This is a genomic window from Mesobacillus zeae, assembly GCF_003570705.1.
Lineage (GTDB): Bacteria > Bacillota > Bacilli > Bacillales > Cytobacillaceae > Mesobacillus_C > Mesobacillus_C zeae.
Map to the genome: position 1 here is coordinate 43,544 of NZ_QWVT01000019.1, position 15,839 is coordinate 59,382.

Annotated in this window: 16 protein-coding genes; 8 read left to right on the plus strand and 8 right to left on the minus strand. The window is 45.3% G+C overall.

Features of this window, described 5'->3' with window-relative positions; all coding sequences use genetic code 11:
• Positions 1 to 62 precede the first annotated feature (62 nt).
• On the minus strand, positions 63 to 1,655 hold the full coding sequence (locus D1970_RS11875) for a long-chain-fatty-acid--CoA ligase (RefSeq protein ID WP_119113089.1): 1,593 nt from the start codon (positions 1,653 to 1,655) through the stop codon (positions 63 to 65).
• Between the two features lie 177 nt (positions 1,656 to 1,832).
• On the opposite strand from D1970_RS11875, the gene D1970_RS11880 reads away from it, so the two are divergent.
• From D1970_RS11880 to D1970_RS11905, 6 genes are read left to right on the plus strand one after another with little or no spacing between them, the layout of a single operon-like run.
• On the plus strand, positions 1,833 to 2,054 hold the full coding sequence (locus D1970_RS11880; protein WP_119113090.1) for a spore germination protein: 222 nt from the start codon (positions 1,833 to 1,835) through the stop codon (positions 2,052 to 2,054).
• A gap of 14 nt (positions 2,055 to 2,068) precedes the next feature.
• On the plus strand, positions 2,069 to 2,272 hold the full coding sequence (locus tag D1970_RS11885; RefSeq protein ID WP_119113209.1) for a spore germination protein GerPB: 204 nt from the start codon (positions 2,069 to 2,071) through the stop codon (positions 2,270 to 2,272).
• Between the two features lie 54 nt (positions 2,273 to 2,326).
• Positions 2,327 to 2,923 carry a spore germination protein GerPC gene (gene gerPC / locus D1970_RS11890; protein ID WP_119113091.1) on the plus strand — a complete coding sequence of 199 codons (597 nt, stop codon included), beginning with the start codon at positions 2,327 to 2,329 and terminating at the stop codon, positions 2,921 to 2,923.
• Positions 2,924 to 2,927: 4 nt separating this feature from the next.
• On the plus strand, positions 2,928 to 3,110 hold the full coding sequence (locus D1970_RS11895) for a spore germination protein GerPD (RefSeq protein WP_119113092.1): 183 nt from the start codon (positions 2,928 to 2,930) through the stop codon (positions 3,108 to 3,110).
• Positions 3,111 to 3,114: 4 nt separating this feature from the next.
• Positions 3,115 to 3,477, plus strand: coding sequence for a spore germination protein GerPE (locus tag D1970_RS11900; protein ID WP_119113093.1), 363 nt, complete (start codon positions 3,115 to 3,117; stop codon positions 3,475 to 3,477).
• A 57-nt stretch (positions 3,478 to 3,534) separates the two neighbouring features.
• Positions 3,535 to 3,753: a spore germination protein gene (locus tag D1970_RS11905; protein ID WP_119113094.1), complete on the plus strand. Its 219-nt coding sequence runs from the start codon at positions 3,535 to 3,537 to the stop codon at positions 3,751 to 3,753.
• A 91-nt stretch (positions 3,754 to 3,844) separates the two neighbouring features.
• On the opposite strand, the gene addA is transcribed toward D1970_RS11905, so the two are convergent.
• From addA to D1970_RS11935, 6 genes are all read right to left on the minus strand, one after another.
• Positions 3,845 to 7,600 carry a helicase-exonuclease AddAB subunit AddA gene (gene addA / locus D1970_RS11910; RefSeq protein WP_119113210.1) on the minus strand — a complete coding sequence of 1,252 codons (3,756 nt, stop codon included), beginning with the start codon at positions 7,598 to 7,600 and terminating at the stop codon, positions 3,845 to 3,847.
• Position 7,601: 1 nt separating this feature from the next.
• The gene (gene addB, locus D1970_RS11915; protein WP_119113095.1) at positions 7,602 to 11,084 is read right to left on the minus strand and encodes a helicase-exonuclease AddAB subunit AddB; all 3,483 of its coding nucleotides are present in this window, start codon (positions 11,082 to 11,084) and stop codon (positions 7,602 to 7,604) included.
• Positions 11,085 to 11,308: 224 nt separating this feature from the next.
• Complete coding sequence (locus D1970_RS11920) at positions 11,309 to 11,644, minus strand: hydrolase (protein ID WP_119113096.1); 336 nt, start codon at positions 11,642 to 11,644, stop codon at positions 11,309 to 11,311.
• A gap of 133 nt (positions 11,645 to 11,777) precedes the next feature.
• Positions 11,778 to 12,338: a signal peptidase I gene (gene lepB, locus D1970_RS11925; RefSeq protein ID WP_119113097.1), complete on the minus strand. Its 561-nt coding sequence runs from the start codon at positions 12,336 to 12,338 to the stop codon at positions 11,778 to 11,780.
• Positions 12,339 to 12,367: 29 nt separating this feature from the next.
• The gene (locus D1970_RS11930; RefSeq protein WP_119113098.1) at positions 12,368 to 12,982 is read right to left on the minus strand and encodes a TVP38/TMEM64 family protein; all 615 of its coding nucleotides are present in this window, start codon (positions 12,980 to 12,982) and stop codon (positions 12,368 to 12,370) included.
• Between the two features lie 117 nt (positions 12,983 to 13,099).
• Positions 13,100 to 14,098, minus strand: coding sequence for an LCP family protein (locus D1970_RS11935; protein ID WP_119113211.1), 999 nt, complete (start codon positions 14,096 to 14,098; stop codon positions 13,100 to 13,102).
• Positions 14,099 to 14,352: 254 nt separating this feature from the next.
• Between D1970_RS11935 and D1970_RS11940 the strand changes: the two genes are divergently transcribed.
• Positions 14,353 to 14,763: a YhjD family protein gene (locus D1970_RS11940; RefSeq protein ID WP_119113099.1), complete on the plus strand. Its 411-nt coding sequence runs from the start codon at positions 14,353 to 14,355 to the stop codon at positions 14,761 to 14,763.
• Between the two features lie 27 nt (positions 14,764 to 14,790).
• Here the strand turns inward: D1970_RS11940 and D1970_RS11945 are convergent, their stop codons facing one another.
• Positions 14,791 to 15,360, minus strand: a complete 570-nt coding sequence (locus tag D1970_RS11945) for a competence protein ComK (protein WP_119113100.1) — start codon at positions 15,358 to 15,360, stop codon at positions 14,791 to 14,793.
• 191 nt (positions 15,361 to 15,551) lie between these two features.
• Between D1970_RS11945 and D1970_RS11950 the strand changes: the two genes are divergently transcribed.
• Positions 15,552 to 15,788: an IDEAL domain-containing protein gene (locus D1970_RS11950; protein ID WP_119113101.1), complete on the plus strand. Its 237-nt coding sequence runs from the start codon at positions 15,552 to 15,554 to the stop codon at positions 15,786 to 15,788.
• The last annotated feature ends 51 nt before the right edge of the window (positions 15,789 to 15,839 follow it).

Genomic DNA, 15,839 nt, shown 5'->3' on the forward strand with positions numbered 1-15,839 from the left:
TATTATACACACAAGCCAGGAAACTGGAAAATGAAGGGTGACAAGCCACCATCAGTAAAAAATTAATTGACGAATCGCCCTGTTTTGCCCGTAGCTTCCCAGTAATCATTCCGTAAATGGACCTTTTGAATTTTCCCGGACGCCGTCTTCGGCAGCTCATCGACAAAAGTGACGCCTGTAATCGCTTTGAAATGGGCCAGCTTTTCTCTTGAAAAAGCAATCATGTCTTTCTCACTCACTTTGGCATTTTCATGAAGAACAACAAAAGCATGAGGAGTCTCTCCCCACTTTTCATGCGGTACGGCAATAACTGCCGCCTCGAGTACGGCCGGATGCTCGTACAGAACACCTTCTACCTCGATTGAGGATATGTTTTCTCCGCCGGAGATGATGACATCTTTCTTGCGGTCAACAATATCAATATTTCCGTACTCATCGACCGTTGCCATATCGCCAGTATGGAGCCAGCCTCCCCTGATTGCTTCCATCGTCGCCTCCTCATTCTTCCAATACCCTTTCATGACACCGTTGCTTCTTGTGACAACTTCACCGATTTGTCGGCCATTATGCCCCACTTCTTCTCCCATGTCATTCACCACTTTGACTTCACAGCCAATCATGGGAACCCCCGCTTTTGCCTTCATCTTGTACTGTTCCTTCATCGGCAATTTTTTTAGGTGGGACCGTACGGATGAAACTGTACTAAGCGGAGATGACTCTGTCATGCCATACACCTGGAGGAACTCCCAGCCCAGCTCCTTCTCCACCCTTGTAACGAACGCGGGTGGCGGTGCAGAACCGGCGATGACGACCCGAACCTTCTGTTCAATGGACGGAATATTTTGCTCATAATATTGCAATAGCGCATTGAGGACAGTCGGGGCCATATGCATCACTGTAACCCCGTGATTTTCCAGCGCATGGAAAATGGTTTCCGGAGTTGTTTTCCTCAGGCAGACCTGCGTCGCTCCATTTGCCGTATAGTAAAAAGGAGACCCCCAGCCATTTACATGGAACATCGGGAGGACATGAAGCAATGTATCCTCGTCACTCACCCTCAAGTGATGCATCGTGCTCAGCGCATGTATATAGTTATTCCGGTGCGTCAGCATCACTCCTTTTGGATTCCCTGTCGTTCCGCTCGTATAGAGAAGGCTGCAAACATCATGCTCATCAAGTTCTTCCCGGTCAAAGGGTTCTGCCGAATGTTCCTCAAGCCAATTATCATAGCCGGTTTCCGCGGTATCATTTTCCTTATAATGGACAATGATTTTCTCGACGGTCTCAAGTTTATCTTTGACAGGAAGAATAAGATGATATAATTCCTGGTCCACAAACAGGATTTTAGATTCACTGTGGTTAAGGATAAAACAATAATCATCCGGCTTCAGCCTGATATTTAGCGGCACCATAATCGCACCAACCTGAAAGACGCCGTAGAAGCCCTCCAGCATCTCCATTGAATTTGGCGCCAGATAGGCAACCCTGTCCCCTTTTTGCACTCCCAGATCACGAAGACCCCTTGAAATTCGATTGACCCTCTCATTCAATTGGCTGTACGTAAATTTACGGCTGTCTGTGATAATAGCCTCCTTGTCTCCATACAACGCAACGGCTCGATCCAAAAACTGCGTCAACACCAATGGCACATTCATTGCCCAATCCCCCTATTGTTTTTTAAAAATTCTAATAATATTGTAACATAGCACTTTGCCTGTATGTGTTGTTTTTTGTCTAATAAAGGATTTTTACTTTCATAAACGTTGGCTGTTTATTCACATTCCAGCCCAGTGGGCATAGGATATAAAAAAATTGCGTAAGGGTGTTGCGGCATGCCGGCAATCGTTGGGGCAGTCCAAGTCATATCAATTAGCAGCAGCGGAGTCTTTAACATTGGAGACGTCTATAAAATCATGCCAAGAACAAATGCAAAAACCTTCGCAGGAGCAGGGTCCTTTAACACAGGTGATGGAATGGTCATCTATAACAATAAAAACACAACCAATGCGTTTGACCAGGATGGCGTCGACCAGGGCAACTACTTTAATGCTTGATGGCAGGTGATATCATGAATTTTTACATTCAACAGTCAATCCAGATCAACCAGATTAAAATAAGTTCGGTCACCAACTCCTCTGTTCTTCAGATTGGAAGCGCTGGTATTATTAAACCTAATTCCTATCTTTACAATACTGGTGGATTTACAGGCCCTGCCCCGCAGGCTCAGCAGCCCGGAAGCACTGTTATCCAGGCTCCTTCCGTCCCGCTATAGGGGAAATAAAGAATCAGCCTGACTCCGTTCAAGCAGAATCTGAGGTGAATTTCAATGAGTCCGGAATTTTATCAGTATCTTAAACAGCTTCATAGCTTTGTGGAATACCAGGAAAAAAAATTAAAGATCCTGGAAAAGACAGTCGCGGGTCTCCAAAAGGAACTCAAACGAATGAAGAAGCGTCCCCCTGTTCAGGTAGGGAATATTGAATACAAATTTGACCAGCTGAAAGTCGAGAAGCTTGAAGGAACATTGAGCATTGGTTTAAATCCGGCGGAACTTCAGGGAATTGAAGATTTTGTGGTGGACAATAAAAATATTCAGGCACCTGGCTCTCCAAAGGATATGTTCATGCGTTCAATTGACATTGAGAAAACTTTAAATGAGTTCCTGGAAACAGAACTTTCCGGAATTTTCCAGTCTGCGTGTGAAAAGCTGCACATTCAAGCTGATGATTCATATCAGGAGTTTATCAAGGACGATATAAAAAAACAGCTGCCCAATCGAATCGCTGCGCACACTTCCGAAATGTTGTCGCAGCGGAATCAAGGGGAAAGTGAGCAAGAGTTTTCAAGCAGGGTTGCAGAGACAATCAAAGAGGAAATCAAAAGCAGTATCGTGCAGTTTTTACAACAGCTTCCTAAGGGGTGATAAGTTGAATTTCACTGTATATAATCGTGATCTTAACATAGGCACGATTAGAGTAATCGGTATTTCCAGTTCATCGATATTAATGGTAGGCGATACGGAGACGATCCAGCTCGCTGCGACATATGATACTCCTGCAGAATCTCTTATTATCGGGCCTTTTATTCCGCTTAGCCCCGAAAGAGATTAGAAACATGCGGACATCTGCAGTAGAAAATATCAGGGTTAGCAGCTTAATTTTTTCCTCAGTTTTAGAGATTGGGGATACAACCTTAATCGAAGGCTGCTCTAGGGTGCTTGCAGTTCAGAGGGAAGGCGAAACTTTCTTCGGCAACGAAGGGGACTTTTTATCCTTCAAGGTCTTCACCGAGCCGATTCCCCTAGCAGCCTTAACGGAAAAAGCTGCATTCTCTAAAAATGACCTCTGCTCTTTTATCCATGTTGGCGCCATTAATGTGATAGGAATTTCAACCTCATCAGTTATGCAAATCGGAAATGCCGGCAGTATTCAAATGGAGGCAAGAGTGAAGCACATCAGGCAGCTGCTGCCAAGGTAAGGGACACTCCCGGTTCATGTTCCGGGAAAGCAAAGCTAACAGAAAAGGATGTTTTTCATGCCAGCTTTAATAGGACCGGTTCAAATCATCAATGTCGGTGGAGGAGTCGTCCAGTTTGGCGACACTGTTTACATCGCCCCGAAGAACAATACGAAAACAAATTCAGGTCAAGGCACGCTTAATACCGGTGGTTTTATCATTACCAACAACGGATTGAATTCCAGCAATGTCGTTGATACAAACTTGATTGACCAACCTACAATCGGAAATAATTAAATGCCTGCGGGACGCTGAATCCCTTTTGGTAAGTCTCTTTACACAAAAACTGCTGCCTTGAATGCCGGCAGCAGTTTTTGCGTAAATGTTACTATTCTTCCCCGAGCTTTAACAAGTACCCTCCGTCAAAGAAATACAAATACTTTTCCTCGACTTTTCGCCTGGTGATTTGTTCGATTGCCCTCGCATAAAGAGCAATCTGGATGCGGTATCGTTCTTGCAAGACAGGCCTGGCCTGTTCGAAGCCGCCCTTGAACCTGTCATGGATGCCATCCGTCTTGAAATCAAGGAGCACTGTTCCCTGTTCATCTTCAAAAACACAGTCAATGACACCCTGTACGAAAACCGCTTCTTCACTTCCCATCCAGCCGGGATATACTTCCGATGAGGGCAGGGATAAATAGAATGGAACTTCCCTCTTGACTTTCTCTGCACCGAGCAGCCGTTTTCCAATGGCAGTGTTAAAGAAATGGACGATCCATTCAGTTTCGATTGCATCTCTTTGCTCCGGCAGAAGAATTTCCTTTCCCACCATTGCTTCCATCTGCTCATGGAGGGACACCGCTGTAACGGGACGCGATAAGTCCACATGCTGCATCACCATATGCATGGCTGTCCCTTTTTCTGCTGGGGTAAGCTTTTTTTCCTGCATGAACCTTGGCCTGTTCAGGACAGGTTTGGCAAATTTTCGCAAAATTTCCGTGCCGCTTTCAGCATCACGAGTTTCTTGGTTTCTTTTCAACTCGGATACGGATTGTTTCGACCGGTGGCCTGCCGCATCCTTGTGTCCGTAGCTCCAGCCTAGCTGCTCTGCCACTTTTTCGGCAAGATGCGAGTGCACATTCACTTTTTCACCCGCCGCAACACGCTCCAGCTCCGTATCAATAACATTCTGGGCTTCTTCAGTAAACTGGGCAATTTCCTCTTTCGCATAACACGCAATTTTCCAGCGTGACGGATGGCCCGCAACCTCACCATCCATCCTCGCCCCTTCGGCAAATCCATTGGCATCCCGGTGGCGCACGATGGCGGGCCCAATCCAATCGAGATAGCTTCCAGCTGACGCTCTCATATATTCATCAAGGAGCCAGTCGGATGTACCTGTCGAGTCAGCCCATTTAGCAGCCGCTTTTTCTGCATCCTTCACTGAAGCCAGTAAATACAGCTTCTCTTTTGCGCGGGTAAGGGCGACGTACAGAACCCTCATTTCCTCTGCCAGCATCTCGAGTTTCTTTTTCCTTTTAAAAGCGATTTGCGGAAGGGAAGGATAGGAAATTCGTTTATCCGGGTTCACATACTTTGAAGCAAACCCAAATTCCTTGTCGAGCATATAAAATTTCTTTAAATCCATTGTGTTAAAGTTCCTGGCCAGTCCCGCAACGAACACAACCGGGAATTCCAATCCCTTGCTGCTGTGGATGGTCATGATCCTGACTACATCCTCCTGCTCTCCGATTGCTCCGGCAGTCCCGAGGTCATCCCCACGTTCCCGCATGCGCTCAATAAATCTAAGGAACCTGAACAACCCTCTGAATGTGGTGGACTCATACTGCCTCGCCCTGTCATACAGGGCGCGAAGATTGGCCTGGCGCTGTTTGCCCCCAGGAAGCCCCCCCGAAAAATCATAAAACCCTGTTTCCCTGAGAAGCTGCCATATTAAATCAGAAACTGCTCCCTGCCTGGCTTTTGTGCGCCATTGTTTCAAGCGCTCCAAGAAGCGGTTGGTTCTTTCGTGTAGCTCTTCTTCTCCCTGTGCAGGCATTTTTAAGCAGAAGGCTTCGAGTGCTTCATAATAAGCACCTTTTCTCTCTGCGAGCCTAATGAGGGCGAGATCCTCTTCATCCAGTCCAACAATTGGGGAGCGCAGAACTGATGCAAGCGGAATATCCTGAAGCGGGTTGTCAATCACTTTTAATAGTGCGAGCATGACCGAGATCTCGGTTGCTTCGAAATACCCTGTTGAAAGGTTAGCATATATCGGTATTCCTTGCTGCTTGAACTCCTCCATAATTTGCGGTGCCCATGTCATAGAGCGAAGCAGGATAACAATATCACGATAGTTTACCGGCCGGCTCGTTCCTATTTTGCTGTTAAATACACCACGGCGTTCCTCAACCATTGCTTTTATTTCTTTTGCCATCAGCCTTGCTTCCAGCTGTGACTGCTCAAGGTCGGCACTGTCGAAAACATCGCTACCTGTTTCCGTCTCCTCCCGATCTTCCGGTTGTCCGCCTGTTTCCGAGTCAATCAATAATAATTCAACCGGGTATGGATCGTCTTCAGGATATGGAGCCCCTTTTTTCAGTTCAGCCTGATCATCATAATGGATTTCGCCAACATTAACGCCCATGATTTGCTTGAACAGATAGTTCGTCCCCTCCAGCACTTCGTTGCGGCTGCGGAAGTTTTTCGCCAAGTCAATTTTCAGCCCGGTTAATTCTCCGTCATCGGTGAACCTGTTGTATTTTCCGAGAAACAGGTTCGGCTCTGCTAGTCGAAAACGGTAGATGGATTGCTTTACATCCCCTACCATGAACAGATTACCCGTGTTTTCCCCATCAGCAGTAACAAGCTGGAGAAGTGCTTCCTGAACCATATTGGTATCCTGATATTCATCGACAAGCACTTCCCTGAACTGGCTTCGATAGTGCCTAGCAGCCTCTGACGGAAATAGCTTCCCTTCCTCGTCCCTTCCAACCGCAAGAATATCGAGGGTATAGTGCTCCAGATCGGAAAAGTCGACAAGCCCTTTCTCCTGTTTCATGGAATTGAATCTTTGCCCAAACACCTTCACAAGGCTGATGAGGGTTTCTATCACTGGCTTCATGTCTTCCATATCTTTCAGGAAGCTTTCTGGCCTTCGGGAAAATAGCTCTGCCTTTGTATCAAGCACAATTTTCTTTGCCCTGTCGCGCAGCTTCTGTGCCTTATCAATCAAGGCCTTGTCATATGTTTTCGGGCTGGCTGGTTTTACCCTTTGAAAATCAGCAACCTGCATGGCCTCATACAAATCGGACCATGAATGGTTTAAAGCATTTAAAAGGGTTTCCACAACATGAATGTCCTGGGTAAAGTTTTCCGCCCGAGGTGCAGGGCCTGCCGGAAGCCTCGTAATCTCGAGCCCCTGTTCGAGCAAATTCTTCGCACCCTCAAGCTGAAGCCTGAGATCGAACAATAGTGCTTTTACAAACGGAAATTCTCCCACAGCCGTATCCTTCCGGACGTCATACATGGAAACAATGGAATCCAGATAGGTGTCCGGCAAAGGATTCGATCTTGCAAAGTCATATAAATCGAGGATAATATCCTTCAATGCTTCATCGCTGCGGTCATTGGTAAAGGTATCGACTAGCCTGAAGAAAGGCTGATTTTCTGGTCGGCCGTACTCTTCTTCAAAAAGTTCGTCAATGACTTCATCGCGAAGAAGCTGGCCTTCGGTTTGGTCTGCAATTCTAAAGCCAGGGTCCACGTCGATTAAATAATAGTATTTCCTGATGACTTCAAGACAAAAAGAGTGAAGGGTAGAAATGGATGCCCTGTTCAGCAGGCTTAGCTGCTTCCTTAAATGGGCGGATGACGGATCAGCATTGATTGACTTTTCCAGCGCTTCTCCGATCCTATGCCTCATTTCCGCAGCAGTTGCATTGGTAAAAGTAACGACCAGCAATTCATCAACGTTCAGCGGTTCGCTTCCTTCGGTAATTTTTCTGATAATCCGTTCAACAAGCACAGCAGTCTTTCCGGAACCAGCCGCTGCAGCAACAAGGATATCCTGGCCTTTTGCCATGATTGCCTTCCACTGATCCGGTGTCCATGTCAGCCCGTCCGGCATTTGCGGTATATTCATTTTAGCCAAGGTCCACTCCCTCCTTCCTGATCGCTGCCAGGATATCTTCTTTATTCTTAGAATCAAGCTTTCGATGATCATTTGTCTCGATGGATTTGTCAAACTGGCAGACCGATTTGAAGGAACAGAAGGTGCATGGCATTTTATCCTTCAGTCGAAACGGGGAAATATCCACGTTTCCGCCGACAATTTCATTTCCCGTCTCAACATACTTATTCCGGACAAACTGCCTGAGGTAATCAAAATCCTCCCTTGTCGCCACTTTGGACGCTTTTGTCAGCGTACCGTCCTTTTTTAAGCCAGCTGAAATAATTTGCGAATTCCCTGAATCAAGGCTTCTGTCCATCAGCTTGATGACATGCTCATCAGCGAGCAGCAAACCATTCATTTTGAATTGCTTCAATATCTCCTCTTCAATTTCATCAAGCGACAGCATCTTTTGGGCATTGATGATCGGGTTATGAACATGGAAATAAACCACCCCGGCAGGGTCAGCTGCTTTTCCGACAAGCCCTGGTGAATGGGTAATAATGATGTCAAGGTACGTCAGCATCTGAAGTGCAAGACCATAATACACCTCAGTGAGATTAAGTTCTTTATCGCTCGATTTATAATCAAGCACCCTTAGGTACATTCCCGTTTCATCCTCTGCCTTGTCCACTCTGTCAATCCTGCCGATCAGCTGCATCTTCGTCCCGTTCTTCAGGGAAAACCCAAGCGGCGGCAGTTCTCCATTGCGCCCGAACCCAAGTTCAAGCCCTATTGGCGAAAATCCGCTTGACCTTGCGTGTTCGCCAAGTACAAGCGATGCCCGGGTTATAATACTTTGCAGTTTCTGCCTGATATAATGATGGCGGTTCGAACTCAGCAGGATTTCATTCTGCAGCCTGGGTGCAAGTTTTGCGACGGCCTCTTTGGCAAGCTCCTCTGATTGGGCCTGCGTAAGCCCTGCCCAGCTCAGATTCCTGTCCATGACTGTTTCAGCAATATATTTTAACGCGGCGTGGAAAAGTTCCCCGATATCCGGAGCCTCCAGCCTGAATATCCTGCGGTCTCTCAGCTTAAGTCCATGCTGGACATAATGGGAGAAAGGACAGCTGTTGAACAGCTCCATCCTTGACACACTTGCTTCAATTTCATCTCCGTACAGTTCCTTGGTTACCTGTCCGGAAAGCGGCTTTGTCCTGTTTTCATAGAACAAGCTTGAAAGTACCTTCCTGGCTGTGTCTTTCCAGCGGTAGCTACCAATATAGTAATCGTAAACATCCCACCAAAAATCAAATACAGGATAATTCCTTTTCTTAAGCTGCAGCTGCGAAGTCAAGTAGGACAACACTGCTGTTTCACTTGAAACATATTCGAACTGCTCCCGTTCGCCAAGCTCTGATGGATCTGCAGCAAACACGCCGAGCTGCAAATCAGGAAACAACTCTTCAAGTCTTTTAATATAGGTGGATGGCATGAGCGCCTTTCCTTCTTCATTCGCAATTGGATAACTCACATAGAGAATGTCCGAAGGGGTTGTGAAAGCTTTATAGGCGAGAAAGTTCTCGTCCAGGAGCTTTGTCCTGCTTCCAGGCCCGATATAGAGCCCCCTCGTTTTGAGAGATTCCCGGTCATCATCTCCAAGGATACCGTCCTCGGTCAGTTTTGCCGGCAGGACTCCTTCGTTCACTCCAATGACAAAAGCAGCCTTGATCTCGGCAAGCCTTGATTTTTCAAGGTCAGCAACCAGAGCCTGGTCAATGGCGGGAGGAATAAGGGAAAACTCAAGCGACTCGAAGCCTGCATCAAGGATGTTTGCAAACTTTCGCGGATCTACCTTTTCATCGCCAAGCATTTCGACAAACTCGTCCAGCAAATCCATGATTCCATTCCACGCCTGGTCATGTTCCCTCGCCTCGACTAGGTGACCCTGCTCCTCGGCTGCAATTCGCCATTGCTCGAGTTTTGCCGGAACATCGAGTTCCTCGATAAACAAATAAACTGCCTCGCAAAGCTTCCGCCCGCTGTCCGCACGTTTGATCCGCCTTGCCATCCTAAGAAGCGGCGCGGTGACTATCAGCCTCATCTCATTCAGCTGCAGTTCCATTTCTTTTTCCGCATCAGTCTGGACAGAATCGACAAGTTCAAGACCGCGAAACCGCCTGTAAATCCAGCGTTCCTTTTTGGTCCATTTGTCCCCCTGTATGCCGTAAGCGAGCACATAATTCTCCAGCCTGTCCATTTTTTCCCGATACTGATGGACATCTGCAGCAAGCGGAAACAGTAAATCCGTCTTAATTGCGCGAAAAATAGGTTCATAGCGCCAATTTCCAAGCACAGTTTCCAGGCTTGAGCGAATCAGTTCAATGAGCGGGTGGTTCAGCATTGTCCCTTTTTGGTCAATGAAATAGGGTATGTTATAGTCTCTGAACACAGTCTCCAGAATATCCCGATAGTCGCTGCCATTCCTCATCATGACCGCTATATCCTTATATCTGAATCCGTTATCACGAACTAGGCCAATCATCTTGCGCGCAATTCCTTCAACCTCTGCCCTGCGGTTGGCGGCCTGGAATAGCCTTACTTCGTTTTCCCCTATAAAAGGCTTCGCCGGCCTTGTATCAAATTCAGCTTCAAGATGCCTGAGAGATTCATTGTCCCAGCGCTTCTGCCCCGTCAGAATGACCTCATCTTCCAGATCGAATCCCCTGCTGCTAATGAGTTCGTGGAGCATTCTGCATGTTTCTCCCGTCAGCCTGAATAAATGCAGTTCGTCAGGACCAATCCCTTTGAAGGAACGGTCAAGAGGCAATGCAATCGTAACCCGCCTGCATGTTCTTATCAGCTGTTCAATAACCATTAGCTCAAGCGGTGTAAAAGTATAAAAACCATCTATATAAATCTCCGCATCTTCCAAATAACTAGATTCGGGAATTTTTTCGGCCAGCAGACGAAAATAATCCTCCGAATCAATATACTTTCCAAACAGCTCTTCCTCGAACCGGCGGTAGACCATTTCGATATCATGGAGCTTCTCTTGCAAGACTTTCTGCCCTTTTTCATTTTCTGTTTCCTTCAAGAGTTCCTGGGGGCTGATTGCATATCGTTTAAATTCTGTCAGCATCTGCTCCATTTGCTGGATAAACCCGGACTTGTCGGCAGCACGATGAAAAATTTTCAAATCATCTTTTTTATCCTCTATGATTTTTCTGATCATCATACTTATACCAACACTTGTCAAATGATGCCGGGCTGAACCGCCTGTATCCTGGAGAATCCGCCATGCCAGCCGCGGAAAGCTGTAAACCTGTGCTCTGACCATTCCGCCGAGCCCTGGTGTCGTAGCCAATCTGTATTCGGATAAAAAGGACATCTGCTCAGGAACAAGGTACACGATCGGGTTCCCTTCAGGACTGGATTCAAGCTTTCCGCGGATTTCTCTTAAGCATAGTTCCGTCTTGCCGCTGCCTGAGCGGCCGAGCACTAAACGAATGGACATCTGCGCTCCCCTTTCTTTCTTAAAAAACAAAGAATTTTTTTCGTTATATATCAATCATTATTATGATTAGGCAAACACATGTTCACTTTTCCATTATACCTGTTTTTAATCTCCATTCCAATTAGGGCATGCTGGAAAAAAGTCAAGCTGATTCTTGATTGTTACATTTTAAGAAAGCACAAAGGACAGCCCCTCATTGAGGCTGTCCTTCAGTATTCCCTCTGCTATCTCCTATCGAGGCGGCTTTCATCAAGTATGCCCATTCCGGCGATATGCTGCCGGGCTTCTTCATCGCCGAGTTCATAAATCAGAGCATACACTTCATTGATTGTATTGTCATAGTCCGCATCTGCCTTATCGTCGTGGTACTCTTTGAACGGTACATGGGCTCGCCCGAATGTCTCAAGGTCGGCTTTATAATTTTCATTTAAGAATTCGCGGTGATGCTTGACTTCCTCTCCGGTGGCGTAGATTTGGAAATAACCATTTAGTTCAGCCGGCCCCTCAAGCACTTCGCCGTTTTCAATGTTTACATAATATTTCCGCTTTTGCTCTTCCATTATGACAGCTCCTCTACTTTTTATTATGCTTTACCACCAGAGGGCACACTTTAATCAATTAGAAGTGGGTTTGCCTTTTAAGTCTCGGGAAAAATGCAGCAAAAAAGGACCCTTCTTTCCGGGTCCCAGTAACCTATTCATCAAAGGAAACAACCATTTCATCCAAAGGCCAGTAGCGCAGATTGACCTTTCCGACTACCTGATCATTTGAAATAAACCCAAAATATCTGCTGTCCCAGCTTCCGAGGCGATTATCACCGAGAACAAAAAGCTTGCCGTCCGGAACCTTCTCAGCTCCGGCAACTTCCTTTAAAGTAAAATCCCCGGTAATATAATGTCCCTCCGCTTTTTTTCGATATTCTTTTAAATAAGGTTCTTCCACTTCATTCCCATTGATGAACAGCCGATCCTCGCGGTATTCAATTTTATCTCCCGGCAGGCCAATCACTCGTTTGACAAAATCCTCTTTCTTATTTGCATGAAAAACAATCACATCAAATCTTTGGAGGTCACCTGCATCATAGCCAATTTTATTGACAACAAGCTTGTTCCCTTCCTCCAAGGTCGGGAGCATTGATTCACCTTCCACTACATAATTGGAAAAGAAAAAAGTACGAATAAAAGCGAAAATGATCACTCCAATTGCAAAAGCTTTCAGCCACTCAGTTCCTTCTCTTTTTAGTCCTTCTTTCACATTTCCCCGCCTCCTGTACCAGGCCTTTTTCACCCATTATGTTCTTTTTCAATGCTGCTATTCATTTTTACTTCAATTCTTTTTCCAACATACCACAAAACAAAAATAAGAAGGCCGACAAGGGCAGTACGGGCAGGTTTGGTGATCAGTGACTGAATGTCATAACCCACAAAGCTGATGGTGAAAATCATCACCATTTTTCCTGCAAACACCGCCAGCATATACTGCGCCGTGCTGATTTTGGACATCCCTGCGACAATATTGACAAGTGCCGAAGGGGTGAACGGAAAACAAAGGAGGACAAACAGCGGACCGAACCCATGGCGTTCTACCCAGTTCATGCCTCTCTGCACCTTTGGATGCCTTTGTAAAAAACGAAGCAGGCGGCGCTGCCCGTATTTACGGACTAGCAAAAATACAATTAAAGCTCCTGTGCAAGCACCAATCCATGAAAAAAGGAACCCAAACCACAAGCCAAAGGCGCTTGCGTTAGCCATTACAAATATAAATAACGGGAGAAAAGGCAGGAACGCCTCCAGCATAGGAAGCAAAACTCCAGGAACAGGCCCCAGCGCCCGGTATTCTTTTATCAAATCCATAATTTTTTCAAGAGTGAACCAATCCTGAAGGAATCCTAAATCCATCGCAGTCTCCTTTTTCCATGCCTCCTTTTTTCCTTACAGCATGGAAAAGCTTTTTGCTAATATTGTACACCTGTTTAAAAATAAATGGAAAGATTAGAATAAACGTCCTGCACATTTCTATTTTGCCAGGAAACCCTGCAGTTCCGCTTTATTTACCTCCTGGTCAATATCAAGGACAAGCCCTGACCCACTTACCCGCTTGTCCTCAAAGGAACCATTAACCGGGATACGCATGGTTTCAATATTCCTGTTATCTTTGGAAACGAATCCTTTAGCAATATATAGCATGTCTCCTGTACCCATATTCGTGTTGACATATGGCATGACAACGCCAACCAGCTTTGGAAGCTTAGGTACTGTACTGATGCTCACTAACTGGTTGCCGACATCCTTGATGACCTTCTGCTGTCTCTCTACTCTTCCGAAATCCCCGACGGCATCCTGGCGGAAGCGTACGTAGCCGAGCAAATGCTCTCCATCAAGCTGCTGGACTCCCGGTTCGATCGTAACATCTATATTTTCTTCCATCCGCTTTTCCACATCGACCTTAACCCCATTTGGGAAAGCCTCATCCATCAGCTTGACAAACCCTTCAAAATCCACCACAGCATAGTACTGCAGGTCGACATCAAAATTATTCTTGATCGTCTTCCGCAGCAATTCAGGTCCTCCGTAAGCGAAGGCTGCATTGATTTTATTCTTCCCATGCCCGGGAATGTCTACATAGGAATCCCTCATAACGGAAACCAATTTATAGGTCCCTTTACTTTTATTATAGCTGCCGATCATGATTGTATCGGCTCGTGGCTTATCCCTGCCGGTCGCATCACTCCCAAGGATAAGGATGTTGGTGGATCCGTTTGCGTCCTGTTTCCCTTTAAATTCATACACATCCTGCTTATCGCCTACGCTTTTCCGTGATTGTTCCACACCTGATTTGTATTGTGAATATAAATAAATCCCGAGTATACCACCAATCAGAATGAATAGAAGGAGAAAAACCCTGCCCCAGCGGACTTTTTTTCTTTTTCTTTTGATTACCCGTCTTTCATTTCTCATTTGAGAGTTTTCCACCTTTTTTGTTTTATAGCTTAATTTTCTAAATAAAAGTCTCATTCGCCAGACTTGTTTTATTTTCCTTCTTTTCACCACTTGTTAAACTTCTACCGGAAAATTTTTTTCAATTATATCAGCCGAACAAATTGGTATCTATAAAGATTACGTTTAAATCAGCTTGAAAATGGCCGTCGTCCGAATGATTTGAATGTCTGTGGAGAAAATAATATGAAGTGGATACTTGAAAAAGAAGCTTGTTATGGAGTATGATGGAACAGAACATATGTTCCATTTTTGAAGAGGGGCATTTAAACATGACAAGAATACCTGAATACGACCGTGACATGATAGAGCAGGCTATTTACCTGCCCATGGTCTTGACTGTCCTCAACAGAGACCGCACTGTTATTGAGTCAAGTCCATTCAAACTGAAGAAACCCTATCTTGTGTTAATCGAAGAAACGATGCTGGCCATTCAAAAAGATCTCGCCGGGGTTAAACGCTACATGAAACAAAACAGCCTTAAGGTACAGCAGCTAAAGCGCGATGAAGCCTTCACCATGTATCTCTTTCTTTACCGTGGCTATGAGGAGCAGCACAATTACTTCAATCCCCGCCTCCGCAACAGGACAGAAGAACTTATGGAATATTACCTTTTCCGGAGATACTCCCTCCATGCAGAGAAACTTCCAGAGAAATACATCAACAAAAAACAGCATAAATAATTATGCTGCAGTAGAGTGAACTCCGGACTAGTCTTTATAAATCTCACTGACCATGCCGGCCGAACTGTTCTGGGAATACTTCGGCCCCTGGAATAAGTACACAGCCCGGCGTTCAGTCTCCTTCATTCTCTCCATCATCCTGGTTTTCAGCAGAGCCGTTCTCAGCAGCTGGTTTTCAAAAGATCGAAAGGAAACTGGAAGTGTGATGGACTGCTTATTTCGGAAGGTTACATAGGTGTGGCGGGAATCAATTTTTTTGTGGTTTAGAACATGTTCATGAGAGACCCAAATACAGTTTGGATTGGACGGTGACGTTGTCGGTAGGAAATAAATAGAGTTGTGGGGATCAATGATGATTGGTACCTTGTGTGTAATCCCGGTCAAATCACGGGCGCCATCCTTTCTTCCTTCATAGCTCGATCCAAAATACTGACAGCTTTTTTTGATGATATCAATCGGCTTAAGCGGGGAAATATAATCATCCTCAAACTCATAAATTCTAGAAAATGTCTTACTGCCATACTGGTAAGGAAGGATTATCATAGTAAAAGGATTGACTTCATATTCATCCAAGGATTCTTTCTGTCCGCTTTTCATTCCATCATCTCCCTAAAGAGGATTTTATTTCATCATACCACCGTCAGCCTTATTATTAGTAAAAATTAACAAATGTTCGTAATTTATTCACAAAAAATTGGGTGCAAAAACTTTCTTAAAATTAAGATAATTTTGTTGATTATCCTTTTCAAACTCCATATAATATAAAAAAGGTCGAAGAGGTGAGGTCAGTGAAAGAGAAGTCCTATTCTGAAATCATGAAGGCCAGCGTGATGAACCGCATTAAAGCAAAAGAAACCTTTGTTTTGGACCTGTATGTGGATATGCTGATTTCGGAAATCCAGCTGAAAACAAAAAAGGAAAAGTTGCTTTCAAAAATTGATGATGCCATTGACCAACGGGACCAAACGCTCTTCTTTTCCCTTACGAAGGAACTGAAAGATCTGAACAGACTTTTCGGGACATAGATGAAAAATAATTCCCCTGCAGCTTGCAGGGGATCATTTTTTATATTCTGA